We start from the raw sequence: 23,093 nt of genomic DNA, 5'->3' as shown, positions 1-23,093 counted from the left end.
GCTTTTCGCCTTGATTTTCAATATATTTCTTTACTACGTCTATTGGAGAACCCCCAGTAGTTAATAAGCAAAAACTTCTTGAACAAAACATCTCTTTCCAAAGTTTCGTTTTCACTCGTGGAAAGTCTCTCTTGATGAGTCGAGAACTTGCACTTTTATAAGCATTAATAAATTTTGTCATTTCTGTATTCGGATGAGCCTTGAACAAAATATGAACATGGTCTACATCATGATTCCACTCTATCAATGTTATGTTGTAATTCTCAGATAACCTGACAAACATGTCTTTTGCATAGTCTGATATATCATCATTGAACACATTTCTCCTGTATTTCACAACCAATACAAGGTGATAATATAGCAAGAACACCGAATGATTATTATTATCTAATTTCATTGATATACCAACCTTTATTCTTTATAAGACTGATTCTATCAGAGGAAAAATAAAAAGCAAAGCCTTTTGGCTCCGCCAAACCGAAAGAAGTTAAAAATGAATTTCAAATTATGTTTAACATTAATTATTTTTATCCATTGGTATTATATTTAGTGCTAAACCAATAGATCCTAATTTTTCAATTATTTTTTTTGCTTTACCATATGGAGCTCCTTTTACTAATGTAAAAGGAAGGTTTTTCAATCCTTTTAATAGTTCCCCTGTTGAAATATCAAGTGCTAGTACACTTTTTATCTTTACTAAATCTTTTAATCCTCCATTAGGAATTTCTATTAACACTATATTACACGTATCTGGGATTTCTTCTTTTATTTTCTGTATTTTTTGATTCAAACAACCCGTATTTACCCACTCAATAAAATCTAATGTAACTACAGTGGCATGATTTGGATTCATATCACCAGAATCAACAGCTCTTACTTCTCGTACATCTGCACCTTGCGACATTAAAAAAACATTGCCACTACCATCATCACCAATAGCAACATAACCATTTGCATATTCTGTTACTTCCCAAGTCTCATTTCTTTCTATAATATCATCAGTACCATAAATTATTAATCCTCCCCCTATAGAAAAACCATTTGTATACTTCAATAAATCTTTATGTACATTTGGTAATTCAACTTTCATTACATCTTCTATTTCTTGAATTTCAATATCATTTGCTGGCTTATTTTTTATTAAACCAGAAACATTAGATAAATTTATCATTTCCCCACTGCCTCAATTATTTTTCTATAGTTTACATTAAATTTATAAGTTATATCAGTAGCATATCACCCAAGTCTTCTTCGCTTTCTTTACATAGCAGAAATTTTCACCTGAGGAAAACCAGAACTTGATAGTAAAGGTTTCGTTTGAGCTTTCTTTTCGTTACAACACTCTCATCATCCTTTACAGTCCATTCATTTTGTTGTATAGAATGATGCCAATTGTATTTAATTATCAGCTGACATATTTTTATTTCCTGAAGCAGGATAATAACTTATTTTGTGAAGCCAAAATATATAGTAAATATTAATTACTATACCTTTCCGCGCTTAATTCTAAGAAGAAGCTTATGCAAATACATAAGCTTCTTCTATTACATTTATTACTCTCTTGGTTATAAATTTACATCAGTAAACTAATTTTATTAGATCTCTTTACGCACGATCTTTTGAATCCCATACCTCAACAAATTCGAAACCTTTTAAATTGTTTTCTAAAACTTTATTTCTAAATTCATCAGATACTAAGACAGTAGAAGAATGTAATCTTTGATTTAAAAATGTTTTAAATATTATCTGCCCCTCAACTTTATTGGCTAAAAATGCGTATTTTTCGAACCCTATTATTAACCCTGTACTTAGTTTTTCCAAAACTGCTTTATTGTAGTTAATTGCATCAACTGTATTTAGAACGTTTATTAGGTAATAAACTTCACTTGTAACATCATGAATTAATGGAAGGAACTCAACATTATTACAGATTAGAGGCTCTAATATTTCTTTTGCTTTTCTGCTAATCATTGGTGTACCAAGTTCTCCCCAGAACATAGGACAGTCACTTTTTTTATCACCTTCTACACATTCAATAAAAATTCCCCCCCACGAATCAGACAGTTTTATTGCCAAATCAATTTTCCCATCAAAATATTTTTTACGGTCTTCTTTTAAATTTAGTAGCTGAAAAGATTGATAGTTATCAAATAAGCTTTTTAATTGCCAAATTTTCATACCTTTTTACTCCTTCAGAATTTAATTATTAAGTATCTGTGATTGGTTAAATTAATTTAGTTTTAAACTACCATCCAATAACCTCTCTCTTATACTATGCAAGGCAGCAACTGCATCTTCTTGATTACCCCCAAAGCGTTTCACTTCACTTAATACTCTGTATACTTCCCTTATATACTCTGGACTATGATTACCTATATGTAGCGCTTCAGTAGTCACATAATCGTTCACTTTATAGGGCAAAAATACTCCATTAGCCGCTGAATCATGGTGTATTTCAAACTCTTCTAATAGCTCTTGCACTTGTTTCGCCCTTTTATCCTTCCAAGGTGCAATATGATGTGTTGCATTAGGATATGGCGGTGTTTCAACTCCTGCATCTTTAAGTTCTGCACGCAGTTTTTGAGATGCTGAATAGGAATCGGGATATTCATTTTTCATCTCAACTCTATCAAAAACTTTATCTGCATAGTCCTGAATTACTTCTTGTATATCCTTAACTTTACTTCTTCCACTAGTTTTAGAAAACATAAATGTTTCACGAGCTTTGCGTAAAACTTCAAATGTTTTTATTTGATTGCTTCCAAATCCACTTGCACCTGCAAATGCCAACCGATCCGTCAGTGGCAATTTATTTGCGAAAGAAGACATTCCTGTAGAGAATTTTGCACCTTTTGCTAATGTAGTTACTTTACTTATCCCCTTATCACCAATAAGTCCAAGTCCAATTTGTGTAAAAGCATAACTTCCCCACTTAGCACGACTTTCAGCGTCTCCATTTATTACATCATTAATAAACGAATCTGATAATGTGTTCCACATAGCAGGTAAGGTTTCATTTAAATGAGTAAAAGCGTACCCCATGTTCTCCCATGTTTCCCATTTACCAAGTGCCACAACACCATCTATTGTATCTTCAACTGCTTGACCCGTACCTGCTAAAATACCATCTATAATTTTTTCAGAAGTAGATTTTTCAGGAAGTTTCTTGCACACCGCTCCCTCTTCTATTAATCCTTCCTTTAAAAGATTATCAACTTGACGTTTTCTTTCATCAGCAATTTCTTGGATCGAAATGGTCCAATCCATATTTAATCCTTGTGTACTAAACGTACCACTTACAGGACTAAAGCCTTTTCCACTTTGGACTTCAGCAAGGCCGGCAGTAATACTAGCCACTAGTTGAAGAGCTGTGTTGTAGTTATTACTGGACGTATAGTTAAATTCATATAGATGCTCTAATTTTTCTTGCAGTTTTTTTCTCATCTCCACTAAAACAATAACCATAGCATCTATTCCAGGCAACACTGTAGCAATACTAATCGATTCTATACTTGAGATCATTCGATTAATTTCTTGAATTTGCTCTCTTATTTCTTGTTCAATGACATCTGTGGAAGCAACTTGTGATTGAAAATCGCTTGGAAATGCATCATTTTGACGGATTAATTCTTCACATAAATAAATGATCCCTTGCGCTAAAGGACGAAAAGTTTGGACAAAAAATATTTTTGCACTACTATATGTTTGTCCTTGCAAAACCGTATCAGTTGCAAAGGTATCAATTGATTGGATTGCTTGCTCCATAGCTTGGATAGTAGCGACACATACAGCATTCATGCTTTGGGTCTGATTTTGTACTTCCCCTAAATACATATTTAAACTCATGCTTTGTCCACCCCTTTTAATCGCTGTTGCCGATAGATAAGGTCGGTTTCTAAATCAATAAGATTGCGTCTTTCTTTAAGTAATGTTTCTTTTTGATTTTCCAATTCCAATGTTAATTTCCGCTCAATATGTTGCGACTCTTGAAGCTTATTCATAAAAAAACGAGAAACATCTTTATCACCATGCCATGTTTCTAAAATTCTATTAAATAAACGATTATTTCGATTTCTCAATTCGTGAAAGTCCATTTCTGCTTGTCCCTGGATTTGAATCTCCGTTTGATTTCGATCCTGTTTTTCAAATACTATCCGTAATTCATGATTAAGTTCATTTATTTGCTTTTCTACATCTTGACTCATCTTATTCTCCCTACCCTTCTCCCTTTACCGTAGGTTGCCACATTAGCGAAATGTCTTTTGTAGTTCGTTATCCATTCTTTCAAAATCCTTAGCTACTAAATGAATATTATCAATTGCTTGTTGAAAGGCCCCACAAAATTGTCTAGTCAAATCTAGCATTTGTTGATTCGCTTCTTGCGCCTGAGCATTAACAGATAGTGTAGTACGGCTCGCCTTTGTTATAGAACGATTTGTCGCACCTTGAATTGTATCCGATGCATTTTTCATTTGTGTAGCAATTTGTGTAGCCGTTTGAAAATTACTTTGAAAGTTTCCCATCATTTAAACCCCTTCTAGTTCCAAAATCATCAAGAAAATTATACCATGTAAGAATATTTCAATGTATCAAATATACCTAGTAAGGAATTGATAGCTCTTAATGATAAGAATGAAGCTTTTCATACCTAATTTCAATTAAGGATCGCTTCAACAGATGTAGTTGAAATAGAACTATTAGAACAAATACTGAAGTTACGAAGCAAGTTATGCCAGTAGCAGGTATGGGTGCAATGGGGAGCAAATATTTTTATTCAATCATTCAACTTACTAACACTTTTCATAAGATATTTACACGCTGCATTTAGGTAAAGAAATACAGAAATGTGTTTTTTTCTTTGTACTATCTAAATTTATGCTCCCTCCATGTTTTTCTACTATATGCTTAGCAATAGTTAATCCAAGACCTGATCCCCCATTATTTTCTCGAGAATCATCTACTCGAACAAATGCATCAAAAATACTTTGTTTCATATCCTCAGGTATTCCAATTCCATTATCTATAATGTTTATATATACTTTGCTTTCATCCTCAATTAACGATACAAACACGGTCGTACCTGCCGTATTATACTGTAGAGCATTAGATATTATATTAGAGATAGCACGGTATAGTAACCTGTTGTTAATTGGAGCAATCATTTCTTTAGAGGGTATTTGATATTGAAGGATTAAGCGCTTCGCTTGAAATAAATCATAATATTCTACAAGCAATTCACGAATAAACTCAGATACATCAGTTGGATGTACTTCAAAAGGGTAATCAGAATGCTCCAATTTAGACAGTTCAAAAATATCTTCAGTTAATACCGCAATGATTCGAATCTTATTATATATTACATTCAAAGTTCTTTCTCTTTCACCTTTTTCAGTAATGATCCCTAGTTGTAATGCTTCAACATAACCTTGAACGGTTGTAATTGGTGTCCTTAAATCATGAGACAAATCTACAAGCATCTTCTGCTTGGTTTCTTCCAACCTCTTCTTCTCTTTTTCTATTTTATCGAGTTTTTCCGACATAACATTAAACGAATGCTGTATTTGCATTAACTCAAAATATGTTTCATAGTTTAACCTTTTATCATATTTCCCACTAGCAATTTCCTCAAATCCAGTTGCTAGTTTATCCAATGGCCTGGTTATTTTCCTAGCAATTTGCCTACTAAATATATATACATTCATAGAGAAAAATACAAAAAATAAAACGATTGTAGTAAGTAATATCTTATAAAAAACATATACGTATTCCTCATTTTTATCAGAAAACGTATATTCATACTTTATTGCTTTTTTAGGAACCTTAACAAGGCAATATAATCTTTCACCTTTTTTCGTTACAAATGTTGCTACAGATGAATAATAAGGAAGCTTATCATTATCAAATAATAAATTAGTAAATTCTCTTTGTGAATATGATAAAAGCTTATCCTTCTTTTCCCCTTTGGTATAGATAACTTGTAAATTTTCATTAAGAATTTCTACCCAACCACCAAATGATTCTATTGATTCTGAATTAATAGTTTCAAAGTTTTCACGCACTACTTCACTTGCTTTTAAATTATTTAGCTCTCCTAGTTGCTTTTCTGTTTGGTACATCAAAAATATAAATAAGATTATCACCGTGAAACCTATTGCTAGTGCAAATATAACGTAATTTTTAATTAAGATATATAAAACTTTATTTTTCATAAAGTTCTTCCTTCCTAGCAAATCTATACCCAAGTCCCCGGATCGTTTTTATATAAACTGGATTCTTAGGAGAATCCTCTAATTTCTCTCGTAGTCTACTAATATGAACCATAATCGTATTATCATCTGCACAGTAATAATCAGACCATACACTTTCAAAAATTTGTTTTTTAGTAAATATTCTCCCTGGTTCTTCCATAAAAAGTGCTAAGATTTTATATTCCGTAGCACTGAGAGAAATGGATTCGCTTGATTTATAGAGTATACAAGAATGATGATCTAATACTAAATCACCCATATGAATTTGCTTCTCCTTACCTTCTACAGCCTTATCATTAAATTCATAGGATCTTCTAAGGTGAGCTTGAACTCTAGCTATAATTTCTAAAGCACTAAATGGCTTTGTAATGAAGTCATCTGCTCCAATCCCTAAACCGATAATTTTATCTACTTCTTGAGATTTGGCTGACAATATAAGTATCGGGAATTGTAACGTCTCACGAATCTTTTTAATTAATTGATAACCATCCATTTTGGGCATCATAATATCAACAATAGCTAAATCAATATGATTTTCTTCTAGACACTTTAAGGCAACTTCGCCATTTGAAGCCTCTACAACAAAAAAATTTTCCATTTCTAAAAAAAGTTTTAAAAGATCAATAATATCTTTGTCATCATCAACGATTAATATATTTTTTTTCATACTCTCCCTCGCATCGGTCAGAATTTTCAAAAATCCATTTAAGGTTATTGTAAGGTAAATGAAAGTTACCTTACAATAACCTTAAATCCCTTTCTGTAGATATCGAATTCTTTGGAAGAAAGAATTCACATAGTTTATATTGATTTTTTAAACATGGCCATGTGGATTGGCCCTACATTATTAGCTATATGTACCTTTCCGTTCATTTTCTGCTATTAGTTCATGTGTTAAATAGATCAAATACATAATGACTGAGAGAATTAGATAACTAGCAGTTTTACCTTTATCAGCAATTAAATGCCTTGCTTCGACTAGAATCACTTTTATTATTAACAAAATCTTACTAGCTCAAATGTAATAACTTATGAGTATAAGAATATTTTCTGAGCTTTAATATAATGTAAAATTAGTAAGAAACTTATTTCATGAAAAAATGTTAACTATTAAAGAATTAGAAGTGATTATATGAATAAATTATTACTATCGTGTTTATTAGCTACATTCTGTCTAAATATCGCAGGATGTTCTAATGATATGACTATACTAAAGGATAGTTCTAAACCTTCAACACCTACGAAGGCGAAATGCATTAACAAAGCTTGGTACAAAAAACATATGCCATGTAGTAGGTTATGCTTAAGATCATAAGGCGAATATGAATGTATATAGTAAAAAACATATAAAAATATTGTAATTAATTGTTATAAATCTACCTAAAAAGACTATCAATAATGGTGGTGTTGTTTATATTGGTGAGATTGTACTAGGATGATAGAATAGATTTAACTGTATGACGTAGGGTGGGTGCTGTCCTTTCTCTTTTTTATGTAGAGGGAAAGTAGGTGACTCCTATGATGGAATATTTACTGTCTTTGCTACAGAATTTATTGAAAGTATTTCTAGGAATTATTGTTATTGGTTATGGAAACAAGCTAGTGAGTAATATTAGCAAAACGCAAAAGAACCTCCCTACGCCGTCGGAAGCAAAAGGGAAGTTCTAGAAAAAGAAAATAAATTTATTTAGTAACTACCCGCCTTACGGCAACAGTTACCAGAAGAGATGTATCGAGCATCTCTTCTTTTATTATATACCCAAGGTATTACTGTAATACTACTGTAGTAATAATTATATCAAACGAACATAAAGTAATCTAGCAACTTGACCACGTGTAATACTATCCACCAAAATCATATGTACCATTTTCCATAACCAGCTACTATACTTTCCCTTTTTATATCTATGTTTTCTTTATATAACCAAATGATCAATAAGAACATCTTTAAAGATTGTATCTGTCCGTAGATTTGCTAAAGATATTAAAGTTGTTGCTGCAAATACTGTACCTAAAAAAGTTGTTTCATTTTCACGCTATTTCCCCTTCTTCTCCTAATTATTTTTACGAATGAAAATATACTTTATTTTCCAACGTAATCATAATAACATAAATACATTATATTTATATATATTTATTTATTGTTTTTAATGATAAAAATACTAATCTCCCCAGAACACTATAGACTCACCAAAAAACTCTTCTTGGCTATAGAAGAGTTTTTACTACGACTTCACTGTTAAATAGCATTTTCCTTTATTTCAAGTAAATGTCTGCTGTATTCTTTTTAAACTAGCCGAGATATTGTTTTAGTATTTCTAGCCCTATTTTCAACTCTTCTAATGAGTTTGTAGAGGATAGAGCAACTCGTAAATACTGATTAGGCATGGTTTGTGCGGTAATAAAGCGCTCGGAATGAAAAACCCGAATGCCGTGCCTCTCCAAATCTGTTTCTAATTGAAATGCGTCATAATGATTTTGAATAGGTAGCCAACGGTAAAAACTAAAAGGATGCCCGACAGGATTGTTGGAAGAAAAATATCCTGAATAAATTTCGTTTGCAGACTCCGCTAAAAATTTCTTCTGCTTAACAATTTCATGAGCTTTTCCTGATAACACTAGCTCTGTTATCACCTCTACGTCTAAGGAAGATGTTTTAACATTGACATTAAATATAGCCTTTAAAATATCCTTACGTAAGGCATCTCCGAATACCATATAAGCAACCCTTAATCCTGAACAAATGCACTTAGAAGTTCCACTAATATAAACACTTTGTTCTGGAAGTAAATTAAACATTGGTTGCTCATAATCAGAAATAACCCCTGCTGTCAAAAATGCATGAATATCATCCTCAATCAAAATTATTTGATGCTTTCGAATGATTGCTGCTAACTCTTTTTTTCGAAAATCTGAAATCATAATCGTAGTAGGATTAGAGCAAGAAGGCATTAAAAAAATACCATGAATGTCTAATTGACTACATTGCTTATCGAGTTCACTTGGGAGCATTCCAAATTCATCCCCTTGAATGGGTACTAGTTGAATATGTAGCATTTTTGCCAATTCGATAAAATTTGAATAGGTGTATATATCAGTTGCAATTCGGTTTCCAGGTTTAAACAACGCTGTCAATGTAATTGCTAAAGCATTTTGTGAGCCCGAAACTATTGCTATATGGTCTTGATCCACATTAATGCCGAAAGACTTCATCCAATTGAGACCTGCCGTTTTTTGGTGCGGAAGACCAGTTGGATCATTGTAATTTAATAGTTGCTCTAAATACTTTTTATCTACGACCTTTTGAATAGTCTCTGCGACAATGCTATTAGTTTGCTCAAATGATGCTACTAATCCAAGATCAATACAGTTTCTGATTTCCTCTGTAGAAATAGTAATGGAACGAGTTGCATTAGGAGCTACAAAAGTTCCACTCCCTGTGATTGCATAAATTAGGCCTTTAACTTCACATAGTTTGTAAGCTCGGGTAATTGTTGTAAAGTTTAAATCTAAAAAATCTGCTAATTCTCGTTGTGGAGGCAATTTTGTTCCTGGAGCTAAAAAACCATTTACAATATCATGTTCAAGTAGTGCTGCAATAGAGGAATAAAACGGACGCTTTAATAGTTCCTTATTAGGTTTCCAAGACATAGAGTAATTTTCAAATGAATTTACTGGCATGCTTCACCTCTACGATTAAATTTTTATAGTATAAATTTTAAGAGTTAAAATTAAGATTTATAAACTTTGAAAATTATTACAAGGATATAAAATCAGCATTATTTTAAAGTTAGAATAACACACTTCCTCTAAAGAAAATTGTAATCCATACAATTTTCTTATTCATTGTATGGATTTTATGTGTTAAATTTGTATGCAATAAAGCTCTTGATTAAGGATGTGAATAATATGAAAAATAGAAATCAAATAAGAATCGCATTCTGTGCAGCTTTTCCTTATACAATACCTATTTTTGCTGGTTTTGTATTTTTAGGAATTGCTTATGGAATTTACATGAACTCTCTGGGTTTCAGTGCAATATATCCAATTCTAATGAGTTTAATCATATTCGCAGGATCAATGGAATTTATTGCAGCTAATTTATTACTGGTTGCTTTTAATCCAATTCATGCACTTTTTCTTACTTTAATGGTGAATGCACGGCATTTATTTTATGGTATTTCTATGCTAGATAAGTATAAAGGAACTGGAAAGAAAAAGTTTTATCTTATTTTTGGACTATGTGATGAATCTTTTTCTATTAATTCTACTGTTGATATTCCAAAAGATGTTGATAAGGGTTGGTTTATGTTCTTCGTGACACTGCTTAATCATTTGTATTGGGGTATAGGAGCCGCAATTGGTGGTATTTTTGGTTCCCTTGTACACTTCAATACAAAAGGACTAGATTTCGTTATGACAGCACTTTTCGTTGTGATTTTTGTTGAACAGTGGATGAGGGAGAAAAAGCATTATAGCGCTCTTGTAGGACTGGGATTATCGATATTTAGCCTAATTATTTTTGGTGGAAACAATTTCATCATTCCTGCAATGATTATGATTTTATTAGTACTTACTATCCTAAAAAAAACAATAGAAAACGTAGAGGAGGTTTCCGTGTGACAATGAGTTTACTGCAACAAGTTATAACAGTGGGTATAGTGGTTTTAGGCACAATGATTACAAGGTTCCTTCCCTTCTTAGTGTTCCCATCAGATAAACCTACTCCGCAATATGTCCAGTATCTCGGTAGGGTACTACCTTCAGCTGTCATAAGTCTTTTAGTTATTTATTGTTTTAAGGATCTAAACTTATTATCCAGCAATCATGGTACTCCAGAATTAATTTCAGTAGGAGTAGTAATAATGCTCCACATATGGAAGAGACAAATGCTTCTCTCCATAGCAGGTGGAACAATTATCTACATGCTGTTAGTACAATTGTTTTTTAATTAAATTTATAATGACAAGTAATTGATCCTATCATCCTTCTATTTTAGAAATAGGATCATTATATTCAATAAACTAAAGAATAAGCAATGAATGCATTAGCATGCGCAATTCTTTTCGATAATACAGTGAGCTTCGAGAAAGATTACTATTAGACTAGTTACAACGCACCAGTGGGCTAAATCTAATTATCAATGTTGTCTCTACTTCTGTAATATTTTGTATTTAACTCCAGCTACAAAAAGTATGAAGAAGGTTGGCAAATATCTTACCTCTTAGTTCAAAGCATATTAATTTTCCTAGGTGAATACAACTTTATTGTTAGGAATTCTCTTTCGTTTTGTCCTTTAAGGGAATCAGAACCTTAGCTCTTCCCAAATTCTCTTAGCGTACGAAATTTGCGTTTTGATGGCGCTACCCTATCGCTATCAAGCTAACAAGACAAAATACTCTCTAAAATGAAAAAGGCGTTATTCTTTCTGAGAAATCATAGGAAAGAATAACGTCTTTATATTAATATTGCAACCCGTATCTAAAAGCGCAATAGCTATGTCCTTTCCTTTCTCCCATACTAACGGAGAAAACTCATCTCTTAACCTTAGGAACTACAGGGATAGCATAATCAATCAAAATCCACGAGGTTTCCGTACTTAGAAATCTCCCACTTAACGACCTTACAGCCTATAGGAATTGAAAGTAGTTTAATTCTCTAACATGGATTGTGGAACAACTTTTTTTCCCACTACTTTAAATTCAATTTCCCCTTTTTCTCCATATATTATTTCTATAATTGGAATAGTTACCATTAATTTCCCCTTCTTTTTTCTTTCTGTCTCTAAATCAATTATTTTCATGTCACAATCCCCTTTATTTATTATAAACAAGGAGAAAGCACTCAAATGAGTGCTTTCTCCTTGTTTATAAGTGGACCTTGTAGGACTCGAACCTACGACCGAACGGTTATGAGCCGTTTGCTCTAACCAGCTGAGCTAAAGGTCCAAAGCGTAAAATTTACTTCATAAGACGTTTTCATATATATCATTTTACCATATAATGTATCAATTCACTTTACTTTTTATTTAATATGCATATTTACATCGTGTTAATAATGTTTATATTCAGCAATCCTAACCCTTTGTAATTAGTACTATCTTTTAATACCTTTATAGAGGCCTGATTAACAGTAAAAAATTCATATATCAATCATATTAAAAATGATATAGTTACAACATTGAATTGTTTATATTATCAAATGCTTTTATGCCATATTTCTTTATATCAGAAATTGTAACTAAATTATATGCCTGTTTCATTGTATTAAAGCAATTATCTATCTCTTCTTTTTCCATAATAGGTTTACCGGGATCATTATCTTCTAATTCTAGATACGCAACTTCCCATGGTAAATCAAATAGAATCATTTTTTCTAAACTCTTCCCACTATAACAACCTAAAGTATTGATTACACAGTCTAATATTTCCTTTTCTATTTGAGTTAATTGATTTGTACTAACATAATTAACTTCAAGATTGTCGTACTGATATACTTTATATTTATTAAAAATAACTCGATATACTGGGCCATGACTTCCTACTTCACAATCATCTTCAAATAAATATGTTCCAGTAAACACCTTACAAAATCCTTGCGCATAGTATAACAGCTTTTGAAGAGCTAAAGGAGTAATATCATCATTTTTATATAGCAAATAGTTAGCAACTTCCTCGATTTTCGTAGTCTGCGTAGAAGGGATATCACTATTTTCCTGTAGCTTTGCGATTGCTTCTTTAGAAACTCTATATGCTTTTTGAGTAATTAAATCTTTATTTCTTTCCAAAATATCTAGCATAAAAGATTGATCTCTACCTAATCTTTTCAATATATCCGAGTACTGCTTTGTCGGAATATCTCCATTTACATACCTTGTTAGGGTAACCTCTCCCCAACCTAAAAGTAAAGACAATGGACGTTTTCCAATCTTATATTTTTCTAAAACCTCTCTTATTTCAGAAATAGTGACTAACTGTTCCTGTTGTCTATAGGCATGATCTAATTGTTCTAAATTATAATCATGAATGTTAGGAACAAATATTTCAGATTTACACTCCTCGCAATTTGCTTCTTTACCTACGTAATGATATTGCTTCCCTCTAATGACTGTCACTTTTGAAACATCTTTAGTAGAATACCTTACCATATCTCGACAAAACTCACATAAAACCAACATAAAAATCCTCCCTCATTCTAAAACCATTAGTCACTTATCTTTACCTAAAAAGATAAGTGACTGGTTTATTCCTTTTATGAAAAGAAACAACAATCATGTATTTGTTCCTGTCCTTATTTTCAATTAGATTCATCTTAATATATATGTCTATCGACTTCTTTTGTCCCCAATTATCTAACTCATATTGTGGACAAAAGATATACAATTTTTCATGAGCAAAATTTGGATTTTTATTATCAACTGCATAACAAAAATCACGTACTCCTATATTAAGAAGAATCTCTTTCACTTTACTAGCGTTAATCTTATTTGCCTCTAAAAATTCACTATTCTCTTTCCTTTTTTCATTTCGAGAAACCGTAAATCGATTATTTTTAATTAATTTTTTAAACTCTAATATGTACTGCTCAATCTCCCCGATTGTAAAATTAGTGTGCTTTTTTGTCTCCCTATTTTGAAAGCTAATATGCATTAAAATTCTTTCCCCTTTCAAATCGTACCTCATATTTACTAGAATTACAACAAAAAACGTATCAATTGATACGTTTTCTTAAAAAATTCACAGTAAAATTCTATTCATCCTTCTTATAATGAGTACGTTTATGTCGTCTACAAAACTTCTATATAATTATTTTTGCTGCAATTCGTAAATCTATTATGTATCTATTTTAAAATCACAGTTTCATGTATCCGTGTATACATTTAACGTTAAAAAACTACATATCCCTCCAAATTCCCTGATAAACAAATCAATTACTCATATGTATTCTCCCCCTATATAAACTTCCTTTCTTAATCTGTTGTTTTATACAGAAATATATATTTAAACCTGTTTAAACCCAAACAAAAAAGGCCTCCTCAAGTCGATTAATTGTGCATAGCAAAATAAGCTAATTACACTAATCGGCTCAAAGAAGCCCTTTCAAAATTAAAGTAAGAAAAAAACTTACTTCTACAACTCAACCACAACACATAAGGTGTGGGAATGAACGGAATCAAATAAACTAACAATAAACCTATATATTACAAAATACATAGGTTTATATCAAGATATTTTAAAATATTTACAAATGCTGATTTTCATTCTTTATTTTCTTCTAAATGAAAAGCCTATAAATACTTTACTCTTTCCAAAACTGTTCCAATAAAATGACAATCACGGTACCCACGAGTAACCCATTCCATAAATTATAAAAGGACAGCTATCCTTAGATAACTGTCCTTTTATTAAATATGCAATAAATATATTATTCTTATCGTATATTAATTATTCAAACTTAATGTTTATTAAAATGGTAAATATGGTTTTGGATCTACTTGTCCACCTATATACTGATTCTTAATTTCGAAGTGCAAATGGTTCCCAGTAGAATCGCCTGTACTACCTACTTTCCCTATTACTTGACCTTGTTGTACATGTGCCCCTACAGTAGTTAAAATTGAGTCCATATGACCGTATAATGTCCAAAGTCCGTCTTCATGCCTAATAACCACCGCATTTCCATATCCACCAAATCCTTGACCTCTTACACCAAAACCAGCAAACTCTACAGTTCCTGATTTAGATGCCATTATTGGTGTACCCTTTGCCGCTGAGAAATCAATACCTTTATGTACTGTCCCCCAACGACTTCCATACCATGAGCTAACATTTGGATTTTTGATAGGCATTTGATATTTAGAAGAACCTGAATCTGTTTCATGCGGATTCATCCACTTGTCGCCTTCCCATGTTTTAATCTTTAACCATCCACTAGTTGTCCCATCTATTATTCTAAAATTCTGTGGATTATATACTGCTCCAGCGTTTGCTTTGCCTGAACTAAATGAAGGCTCGTTATACGCATAGAATGATTTGTTTATGAATCTTTCTTCTCCATCTAGATTTAGCCATTTCTCGCCTTCCCATGTTTTAACCTTTAACCATCCACTAGGTGTTCCATCTACAACTCTAAAATTCTGTGGATTATATACTGCTCCAGCGTTTGCTTTAGCTGCATTAAATGAAGCTTCGTTATACGCATAGAATGATTTGTTTATGAATCTTTCTTCTCCACCTGGATTAATCCACTTATAACCTTCATAAGTACCTACCTTCATCCAACCATTTTCTTTTTTTTCTACTACTCCCCAATTTTGTGGGTTAAATGGTTCTCCATAATTTGCTTTCTTTGCATTAAATGAAGGCTCATTATACGCATAGATTGTTTTGTTGACAGTAATTTGTTCAGCCGTAGGATTCATCCACTTGTCGCCTTCCCACGTCTTAAATTTCAGCCAACCATCTGTTGTTCCATCTACTATTCTAAATGTTTGTCGCCCATACTTCGCTCCAGCATTCGCAACCTTTGATGAGAAAGAAGGTTCATCATATGCATAGAAATCTCCCATGACACGTTCTTCCCCATTCAAGTTAATCCAAACTGGACCTTCCCATGTTTCAATCTTCCACCAGCCATTATCTCTTTTTTCTACGACTCCTACATTTTGGGCACCGTACTCTGTTCCACCATTTGTTTTAGCTGAAGTAAATGACGGTTCTTTATACCCATAGAATGATTGATTGACGTACTCAGAACTATTAGCAGCGTGAGTTACCATACTAAATGTCGAGATAGATAGAATAAAGAATAATAACATTACACCCCTTTTTAACATATACTCTCTTCACTCCTTTTCGAATAAATTTATATTTCGATTATCACATTAACATATTTTTCTTTATTTTTCTATATTTTTACTATTTAAAACCCATTTGATATTCCTATCTCATTCCTATAATAAGAAAATAGTTTTTTACTCTAATATAAATATTTACAGCTTAATAAAAACAAAAAAATCCCCTGCTTTAATACAGAAGATTTTGATGTTATTTCCAATCTATATATTTAAAACTCTAGCGATTTGACGGGCTTTGGAATTCTCAATATAATAATGCATTTCTAATCCTTTTCTTTCTGCACGAAGTACGGTTCCTCTCAATTTTGATAAATTTTGTGAAACCGTAGATTGTGGAAGTTCTAAAATCTCTATTAACTGTTTACCATTACATGTCTTATGGTACATTAACTCATTTACTATTTTTAACCGTACTGGATGTGCCATTTCCTTTAATACATCTACATCTTCTTCCAAGATTTATTTTCTCTCTTGCTTTTCTTTTAACTCTAACACTTCAAATTCCCCTTTATTATTTATTTCTTTTTTCCTATTATTGCTATACATAATTACTTAAGTATGGTTCCCTTTTCACCTGTTAAAAAAATATATTTTGATCAAATCTTCAAATCAAAAAAGGTTATTTTTACAGAAATTACAATAATACACACTACTTGAATCTCAATAAATATAAATTAATAGAATATTCCGTCTTATATTGATAAATGCTATTAAATAGATTTTGATAGAGGAAATTTCTGATATGATACTAATTGCTGAATAATATCTTTGGAGAGGATGAAATTGAACAATGAATGTTCATATACAGGGGAACGAGCAAATAACTCATTTATTAAATGAATGGTATCAAGAAATTAGGGCTAGGCATGTAGACGCCGCTCAATTACTTAAACAAGAAATCGAAAACAAAATCCATACCATAGAGGAAAATCAAACTATATTATTATACTACTCACTACTAGATTTTAGACATCAATATTTAATTGATAGTTTAAGTATTTCTAAAGATAGCTTTAAACAAAGTGATGCTTATAAAACTCCTACAGACGATTTCCTTTCATATTATTATCACTTCTTTAAAGCCATTCATTCCAATGTTACTGGCAATCATAGCCTTGCAAAAATACATTACGATAAAGCTGAATACCTATTAGAAACAATTCCTGATGAGATTGAACATGCTGAATTCCATTATGAGTTAGCCATTTTCTATTGTCATACACATAGATCAATTTTATGTATTAATCATGTAATGAAGGCTAAAGATATATTTTCAAAGCATCCTGGATATGAATTAAAAGTTGCCTTCTGTAATAACTTATATGGATTAGCATGCACTCACTTAAAGGAATGGGAATTAGCTGAGGAACACTTTATCTCTGCTATGGATACATTCCAAAAAGAAAATTTAGAATACAATATTTTAATTGTCCGTCACAATCTAGGGTTTATGTACGCTACTCAGAATCTATCTGAAGTAGCATTACGATATTTATCCGAAGTTAATCAGAAACTACCTAGCGATTATAAAGCTGTATTCATTGAAGCTAGAGAGCATTATAAATTAGGAGAACATGAAATTGCTCAAGAATTAATAAAAAAGGGCCTCCAACTCTCTACTCAATTGGGAATTGAAGGTTATATTCATCACTTTAATATTTTAGAAAAAATAAATCTACATAGCTGTGCTAATGATTTAGAAAAAGCTGTTTTAGAAGGAATTTCTTATTTTGAACGAGAAGAACTATATGAGTATATAAATGAATATACCGAAAAGTTGGCAGTCCAATTTTACAAAGAAGATAATCATCTAAAAGCTAGCTATTACTTTTATGAAGCTAGTAAAGCCAATGAAAAAAACTTTAAAAAAGGAGCATTAAAATGAAAAAATTAGCGGTTAGCTTACTTGGTATCTTAATTGTCGTTACAGTAACTTTTGGATCAAGTTCTTCAACAGGCACTCAAAGTACTGTAAATATTATTAAATATTCACATGGACATACTGGATAATGAAAGGAAGGATTACACCTTCCTTTTTTATATTTTAGAATGATAAACGTATCCCCTATATATCTATAAGAATTTAAGAAATAAATAATTCAAAAGGTAAAATAAAAATACTACAATTAAAAACTTCCATTTATTTCTTTTCGTTGGTTTTCCAGCATGTTGTATATAAAAAAATAAGGCAATACCTGCCATAGTAATTAAAAACATTTGATAGTAATCAGTCATCTGTAATACCCCCTCCATACAAAAAATAAGAAGTCTCTTTTTAAGAGACTTCTTATTTTTAATACAAACGACATACATAGGCTAAACATACACAATAAAGTCAGGATGATGTACTTTATTGCCTTTTTATCATACCATATAATTTATCATTTTTGTTTAATAATTCCACCAAATAAAACTTTATCAACCTTAAAATTTTTTATAATAAAAAACAAAAACAAATACAAATAAAATTAATAATATATTCACTTGATGCAGACGGAATATGCTCAAAAGATATATAGTTCGGTTACAATATCATTCATGATTTTTTAATTTTTTCTTTCCCTTCTGTTAAGAATACTTCAAAACTTGACTGATTACCTTATGTTAATACTTTATATATGCAAAATTACATACTAACCCTTATTGAAAATAATTCTCATTGTAACTATAATGGTTTCAGGGATTGAAATTTTCACTTTCGTTTCAAATCTCACAATATATTAAAGGAGGAAATACTATTATGAAAAAATTGATTTTAGCAGGGGCACTAGGAATTGCAGTATTTTCAGGTATGAACTTACCAGGGGCTGAGGCATCAAAAGCGAGTGCAGCTACTACGAATTTAGAAATTCAAGAAGTCACAAAATACTACTCTATGAGTTCCTATGAAGTGTCTCAAAAAGAATCATTTAATCTTAAAAAAGGGGACGAACTTACAGTCTTTGTACAAAATTCAGGGTTCCCAATTTCTTATACGGTCTTTGATGCGGATAATCAAGTAATTGGCACATTCAATGCTAATTCCCCATATGGTCGCGTATTTAAAGCGCAAAAAGACGGTAATATTTCTGTACAATTTCAAGCAGGTGTAAATTCTACGTACATGAAGAAGATGAATTTTACAGCTAAATTTGCTGTTTCTAAACTTAACCAATAATAAAAAATGTAACGATCCTCTTTACAAACAAATTAAAAAGGTATATCCCTTCAATGGGATATACCTTTAGTTTTAGTGAATTTTATATTGACCAGATAACTGCTCTTGCGCCATACGAACTAAACGTTTTGTAATTTCTCCACCTACTGAACCATTTGCTCGTGCAGTTGAATCCGGTCCAAGTGTAACACCAAACTCCTGAGCAATTTCATATTTCATTTGTTCAATTGCACTTGCTGCAGCTGCTATTAAGATTTCGTTTGAATTATTATTTTCGCGAATTTGCATTTTTTAAACACCTCCGTTGAATTTGGTAATATCATGCTCTATTTCCAACAAAATATGCAAAAAAATTATTCGTTTAGCTATTTTACATATATACCTAAGCTTTCATCCCTTATGTGGGAATAAATAAAGGTATAGGTCATACCCTATACCTATACCTTCTTCTATCCTACTTACTTTTAAATTCCCCTATTAACCCCTGTAACTCTTGCGAGAGCCAATTTAAAGAATTTGCTAACTCTGCAATATCTTGTACATATAGTTCTTGCTCTTTCATACTTTTCTCCACATTACTACTGCTATTCACATATGTATTTGCAATGTGTGATAATTCATTTATAAACTGAACAATAGTTTGATTATTTTTTAGAATGTCACTTGAATGATTCGAAGTCGCTTTAATTTGATTTGTAACAGATTGTGCAGATTCTGAAATCTTTTCAAAGAATGCACCACTACTTTGAACAAGTGTTATTCCTAATTCTACTTCCTTTGAACTCTTCTGTATGGATCTTACAGCTCTCTCTGCTTCAGCCTGGGTTTCACCAATTAATTTAGCTATATCCCTTGCAGATGCCTCGGTTCTTTCCGCTAATATACGTACCTCGTCCGCAACATCTGAAAATTCTTCCCCCATCTCTCCAGCACATGAGGATTCAGTAGAAGCATTTAAAGCTAATGAATTTGTTTGATTTGAAATGGTTGTAATTACAGTAAGAATTTCATGAATTTCCTTAGATCGTGATTCGAATGCATAAATACTAGAAGGTACATCCTGAACTGTATCTTGGATTCTTTTCATTTGATTCACGATTTGCTTAATCAAATCTTTTCCCTCTACAGAATTCTGTTCCATGTCTTCCAAAGCATTGCCAACTTGTTTTGCAGCTCCTTTAATTTCTTTCATCTTACTTTCCATTTCTTGAACAATCCCTAAACATTTTTGCACTACATATTCATGAGAATGTACTCCTAAATTTAATCCTGTAATAGCACTTGCAATTTCTTTAAAGGCTATGCTATTCTCTTTTGTACTTACCGACAATTCCTGTGAAGATGTCGAAACCTGTTCAGCAGTCTGCCTTACTTTATCTATAATCCTATTAAACTTTTTAATAGTGTTATTAAAATAGATATTGGTTATCCCTATATTATCAGATCTTTCATTCAATTTAATACTTAAATCCCCTTCACCAACTTTACGTAACCCTTCTTGTAAATCCTTTAAAGGCGATAGAGAGTTTCGTGAGATAAATATTTGAATTGTAATTGCGATAGTTAATGAAATTATAATAAATAGTAAATCTTGTATCATAAAGTTTTTCTTTGTAAGAGGAATAATAGAAGCTTCCAAATCCGCTGCAACAATTGCAATTATATTTTTATTTTCATCTGTAACTGGCTCTAAAATTGTTACCCAGAACCCTAATTCATCTTCATACACTTCTGTCATTTGTGCCTGTTTTGTTTGTATTACTTTATCGTATGTTTTCATCCAATAAGTAGGCTGCTCATAGTATTCACCTGGTTTTACAGAAACAGTATTTGCTAATTCTGTATCCAAAGCTACTATTTGTAATTCAGCTTTATCATTTAGCTTGGCTCCTGTAACATATGCTTGCCCAACACTTTTCATATCTTTTATAGATTTATCTAATTGCTCTGTCAATTTTTCTTTCTTCACTCTTTGAGCTGTGGGGTCTTTTGCTACATCTCTTACTATTTCTAGATCTAATTGATTTAATACCGCATCACCTGTTTCAAAAGACTGCCTCTCAAATATAGACATCATACTATTTTGAAACATATTAAAACTTAACGCTCCCATACTTCCAACAAGGGTCAGAATTACTAATACCGTTAGTAATACATTTTTTTGAAGCAACGATAGCTTATGCCAATATTTTTTCATTGATTTCACCTTTCTTATTTTCAACAATACAAAAACAAAGTAGTAACATATTAAGAGGTTCTCTTTCTGTTATTAATTTAAACTTTAAAATAGCATACTAATCGTTCAACCAAACGTTCCAATTTTTTTCATTCACAATTGCATCTTTTATATGTCCAGCTAAAAGGAAGTCGTAATACTTCTACTACTTCATCTTTTCTATTTGTACTGATTTCTTCTAAATCGATTATATTAAAGGGTTTGCCTATAATAATTGCTATAATATTTAATGGACTACTAAGAATATTTTAAATTTCATATTTATCGCCTAAAAATTTTCACATTAGATTTGTTGAAGTTCCTTCATTGAGGATTTTTTATACTATCGTTAGTTTTATATATAAACAAGAATTTTTAAGAGCCACATCTTTAGTCATCTTTATCTTGCACAAAAAAATTGGAAAGTTTAATCCAATCTCCTATTTTATAACTTTTTCCCTTATTTTTCTATAGAATTTTAATATCTACCTGTACAAATTAAACTTAGACTCTTTTGGCCTTTACTCTTCAATTGTCTTAAATTCATATGAGATAGCGCAGAAAGTAAATTTTTAATAAAAAACTTTTGTATTAAAAAATGCAAAAATACATACTTTCCCATAACTATATGTACTTAAATATTCATATAGTAAAATAAACAGTACAAGCTTGTCCTATACAGCATATTTCCTTAACGGGCTTGATATTATATTCATCCTAAAATTGGTGTGACCTTAATATCTCACTTAGCTCTTTAATATTTTGATATTAACAATATAGTTTTAATATATTGCTACACCTACATATAAGCCAAGAATTTAATTACAGAACGGTTTTCATCAATAGTAGACGAAAACATGTCAAACAAAAAGAGACTCAATTATTTATTACTTTTCGTATAGATGTAATAAAAGATTATAGGAGAAATATATATGCTCAAAAAAATAAATAGATTTATGTTTACTTTGCCTACCATTTCTTTTATTTTTCTTATTTTATTAGGATCATTTTTATTTGTAATACCATTAGATCTATTCTTACCTGAAATACAAAAAAACCCAATAACAGAAGCACCTCTTATTCTTCAAGTTTTATTAGGGGTATTAGCGGCACCTATATATGAAACAGTAGTTTTTCAAGTATTTTTATTTTGGCTATTAAGTTGGATTCCTTACATTAAAAATCGCGATTACCTTATCATTTTAATAGCTTCAATTATATTTGGATTAAATCATCGATATGGAATCACTTATTTAGTTGGTACAACGATAATTGGTCTTTTATATAACTATGCTTATTGGGTATATAAAAAAAAGAATGAAAAATATCAGGTTACAATGCCTGCTTTTGGGGTTGTTTTTTTGATTCACTTATTACATAATTCTATTGCTTTTATAGCATCAAATTTATAAATGTTTTAAAGATAATATAAATTAATAAATTCTGTTTGTACTTGTTAAAGGTAAGAGACACGAAATAAGAATTAAAGAGAGGATTCACTAATACTTCTAAATAGTCTTGTTTCAGTTTGTTTATTTGAAGAATAAACAGAGGGGGTCCTGTCAGGTAGACAGTATTTTCAAAGCGCAGCTAAGCCCACCTGAGTCTATATTTGTA

Annotated in this window: 22 protein-coding genes, 1 tRNA gene and 1 pseudogene; 6 read left to right on the top strand and 18 right to left on the bottom strand. The window is 31.3% G+C overall.

Annotated features, from left to right (window positions below; all coding sequences use genetic code 11):
- Nucleotide 1: 1 nt before the first annotated feature.
- The 9 genes and pseudogenes from tnpA to CGQ22_RS19290 all read right to left on the bottom strand — a co-directional run.
- Nucleotides 2-397: pseudogene (gene tnpA / locus CGQ22_RS19340) on the bottom strand (IS200/IS605 family transposase); the annotation flags it as partial.
- 120 nt (nt 398-517) lie between these two features.
- A complete protein-coding gene (locus CGQ22_RS19335; RefSeq protein ID WP_089149188.1) occupies nt 518-1,171 on the bottom strand; it encodes an SMI1/KNR4 family protein in 654 nt (217 codons plus the stop codon).
- Between the two features lie 434 nt (nt 1,172-1,605).
- A complete protein-coding gene (locus CGQ22_RS19325; RefSeq protein ID WP_089149187.1) occupies nt 1,606-2,178 on the bottom strand; it encodes an imm11 family protein in 573 nt (190 codons plus the stop codon).
- A gap of 51 nt (nt 2,179-2,229) precedes the next feature.
- On the bottom strand, nt 2,230-3,846 hold the full coding sequence (locus CGQ22_RS19320) for an AHH domain-containing protein (RefSeq protein WP_089149186.1): 1,617 nt from the start codon (nt 3,844-3,846) through the stop codon (nt 2,230-2,232).
- Complete coding sequence (locus tag CGQ22_RS19315; protein WP_089149185.1) at nt 3,843-4,205, bottom strand: DUF3958 family protein; 363 nt, start codon at nt 4,203-4,205, stop codon at nt 3,843-3,845. The genes CGQ22_RS19320 and CGQ22_RS19315 overlap by 4 nt, the downstream gene beginning before the upstream one ends.
- Nucleotides 4,206-4,247: 42 nt before the next feature.
- The gene (locus CGQ22_RS19310; RefSeq protein ID WP_000971917.1) at nt 4,248-4,526 is read right to left on the bottom strand and encodes a TIGR04197 family type VII secretion effector; all 279 of its coding nucleotides are present in this window, start codon (nt 4,524-4,526) and stop codon (nt 4,248-4,250) included.
- Between the two features lie 285 nt (nt 4,527-4,811).
- The gene (locus CGQ22_RS19305) at nt 4,812-6,209 is read right to left on the bottom strand and encodes a sensor histidine kinase (RefSeq protein ID WP_089149184.1); all 1,398 of its coding nucleotides are present in this window, start codon (nt 6,207-6,209) and stop codon (nt 4,812-4,814) included.
- A complete protein-coding gene (locus tag CGQ22_RS19300) occupies nt 6,199-6,915 on the bottom strand; it encodes a response regulator transcription factor (protein WP_000739374.1) in 717 nt (238 codons plus the stop codon). The genes CGQ22_RS19305 and CGQ22_RS19300 overlap by 11 nt, the downstream gene beginning before the upstream one ends.
- A 1,625-nt stretch (nt 6,916-8,540) precedes the next feature.
- On the bottom strand, nt 8,541-9,929 hold the full coding sequence (locus CGQ22_RS19290; RefSeq protein ID WP_089149182.1) for an aminotransferase-like domain-containing protein: 1,389 nt from the start codon (nt 9,927-9,929) through the stop codon (nt 8,541-8,543).
- Between the two features lie 228 nt (nt 9,930-10,157).
- Here CGQ22_RS19290 and azlC point away from each other — a divergent pair, with 228 nt between their 5' ends.
- Both azlC and CGQ22_RS19280 read left to right on the top strand, forming a co-directional pair.
- A complete protein-coding gene (azlC, locus tag CGQ22_RS19285) occupies nt 10,158-10,871 on the top strand; it encodes an azaleucine resistance protein AzlC (RefSeq protein WP_089149181.1) in 714 nt (237 codons plus the stop codon).
- Nucleotides 10,868-11,203, top strand: a complete 336-nt coding sequence (locus CGQ22_RS19280) for a branched-chain amino acid transporter permease (protein WP_089149180.1) — start codon at nt 10,868-10,870, stop codon at nt 11,201-11,203. The genes azlC and CGQ22_RS19280 overlap by 4 nt, the downstream gene beginning before the upstream one ends.
- A 695-nt stretch (nt 11,204-11,898) precedes the next feature.
- Here CGQ22_RS19280 and CGQ22_RS32080 read toward each other — a convergent pair.
- The 6 genes from CGQ22_RS32080 to CGQ22_RS19255 all read right to left on the bottom strand — a co-directional run bounded on the left by CGQ22_RS32080 (nt 11,899) and on the right by CGQ22_RS19255 (nt 16,560).
- Nucleotides 11,899-12,051, bottom strand: coding sequence for a hypothetical protein (locus CGQ22_RS32080; RefSeq protein WP_175423378.1), 153 nt, complete (start codon nt 12,049-12,051; stop codon nt 11,899-11,901).
- Between the two features lie 71 nt (nt 12,052-12,122).
- Nucleotides 12,123-12,196, bottom strand: a tRNA-Ile gene (locus CGQ22_RS19275).
- Nucleotides 12,197-12,420: 224 nt separating this feature from the next.
- Nucleotides 12,421-13,425, bottom strand: a complete 1,005-nt coding sequence (locus tag CGQ22_RS19270; protein ID WP_089149179.1) for a type II toxin-antitoxin system antitoxin SocA domain-containing protein — start codon at nt 13,423-13,425, stop codon at nt 12,421-12,423.
- Nucleotides 13,426-13,465: 40 nt separating this feature from the next.
- Nucleotides 13,466-13,897, bottom strand: a complete 432-nt coding sequence (locus CGQ22_RS19265; protein ID WP_175423385.1) for a hypothetical protein — start codon at nt 13,895-13,897, stop codon at nt 13,466-13,468.
- Nucleotides 13,898-14,712: 815 nt separating this feature from the next.
- The gene (locus CGQ22_RS19260) at nt 14,713-16,083 is read right to left on the bottom strand and encodes a M23 family metallopeptidase (protein WP_089149177.1); all 1,371 of its coding nucleotides are present in this window, start codon (nt 16,081-16,083) and stop codon (nt 14,713-14,715) included.
- A 222-nt stretch (nt 16,084-16,305) separates the two neighbouring features.
- Complete coding sequence (locus CGQ22_RS19255) at nt 16,306-16,560, bottom strand: ArsR/SmtB family transcription factor (protein ID WP_089149176.1); 255 nt, start codon at nt 16,558-16,560, stop codon at nt 16,306-16,308.
- 334 nt (nt 16,561-16,894) lie between these two features.
- Here CGQ22_RS19255 and CGQ22_RS19245 point away from each other — a divergent pair, with 334 nt between their 5' ends.
- Nucleotides 16,895-17,989, top strand: a complete 1,095-nt coding sequence (locus CGQ22_RS19245; RefSeq protein ID WP_089149175.1) for a Rap family tetratricopeptide repeat protein — start codon at nt 16,895-16,897, stop codon at nt 17,987-17,989.
- On the top strand, nt 17,986-18,114 hold the full coding sequence (locus tag CGQ22_RS32530; protein WP_000732005.1) for a hypothetical protein: 129 nt from the start codon (nt 17,986-17,988) through the stop codon (nt 18,112-18,114). The genes CGQ22_RS19245 and CGQ22_RS32530 overlap by 4 nt, the downstream gene beginning before the upstream one ends.
- 63 nt (nt 18,115-18,177) lie before the next feature.
- On the opposite strand, the gene CGQ22_RS32075 is transcribed toward CGQ22_RS32530, so the two are convergent.
- Entirely contained in the window at nt 18,178-18,339 is a 162-nt protein-coding gene (locus tag CGQ22_RS32075) for a hypothetical protein (protein WP_175423379.1), read from the bottom strand.
- A 505-nt stretch (nt 18,340-18,844) separates the two neighbouring features.
- Here CGQ22_RS32075 and CGQ22_RS19240 point away from each other — a divergent pair.
- Nucleotides 18,845-19,261, top strand: a complete 417-nt coding sequence (locus CGQ22_RS19240; RefSeq protein ID WP_000733521.1) for a hypothetical protein — start codon at nt 18,845-18,847, stop codon at nt 19,259-19,261.
- A 72-nt stretch (nt 19,262-19,333) separates the two neighbouring features.
- Here the strand turns inward: CGQ22_RS19240 and CGQ22_RS19235 are convergent, their stop codons facing one another.
- Together CGQ22_RS19235 and CGQ22_RS19230 are read right to left on the bottom strand one after the other, a co-directional pair.
- Entirely contained in the window at nt 19,334-19,549 is a 216-nt protein-coding gene (locus CGQ22_RS19235) for an alpha/beta-type small acid-soluble spore protein (RefSeq protein ID WP_001167047.1), read from the bottom strand.
- 166 nt (nt 19,550-19,715) lie between these two features.
- A complete protein-coding gene (locus CGQ22_RS19230; RefSeq protein WP_089149174.1) occupies nt 19,716-21,458 on the bottom strand; it encodes a methyl-accepting chemotaxis protein in 1,743 nt (580 codons plus the stop codon).
- 950 nt (nt 21,459-22,408) lie between these two features.
- Between CGQ22_RS19230 and CGQ22_RS19225 the strand changes: the two genes are divergently transcribed.
- On the top strand, nt 22,409-22,888 hold the full coding sequence (locus CGQ22_RS19225; protein WP_074790503.1) for a CPBP family intramembrane glutamic endopeptidase: 480 nt from the start codon (nt 22,409-22,411) through the stop codon (nt 22,886-22,888).
- The last annotated feature ends 205 nt before the right edge of the window (nt 22,889-23,093 follow it).

It is taken from the genome of Bacillus sp. M13(2017), from assembly GCF_002218325.1.
Classification (GTDB): domain Bacteria; phylum Bacillota; class Bacilli; order Bacillales; family Bacillaceae_G; genus Bacillus_A; species Bacillus_A thuringiensis_K.
Note: the sequence above shows the minus strand (reverse complement) of the source record. Positions and strands in the feature narration are given on the sequence as shown.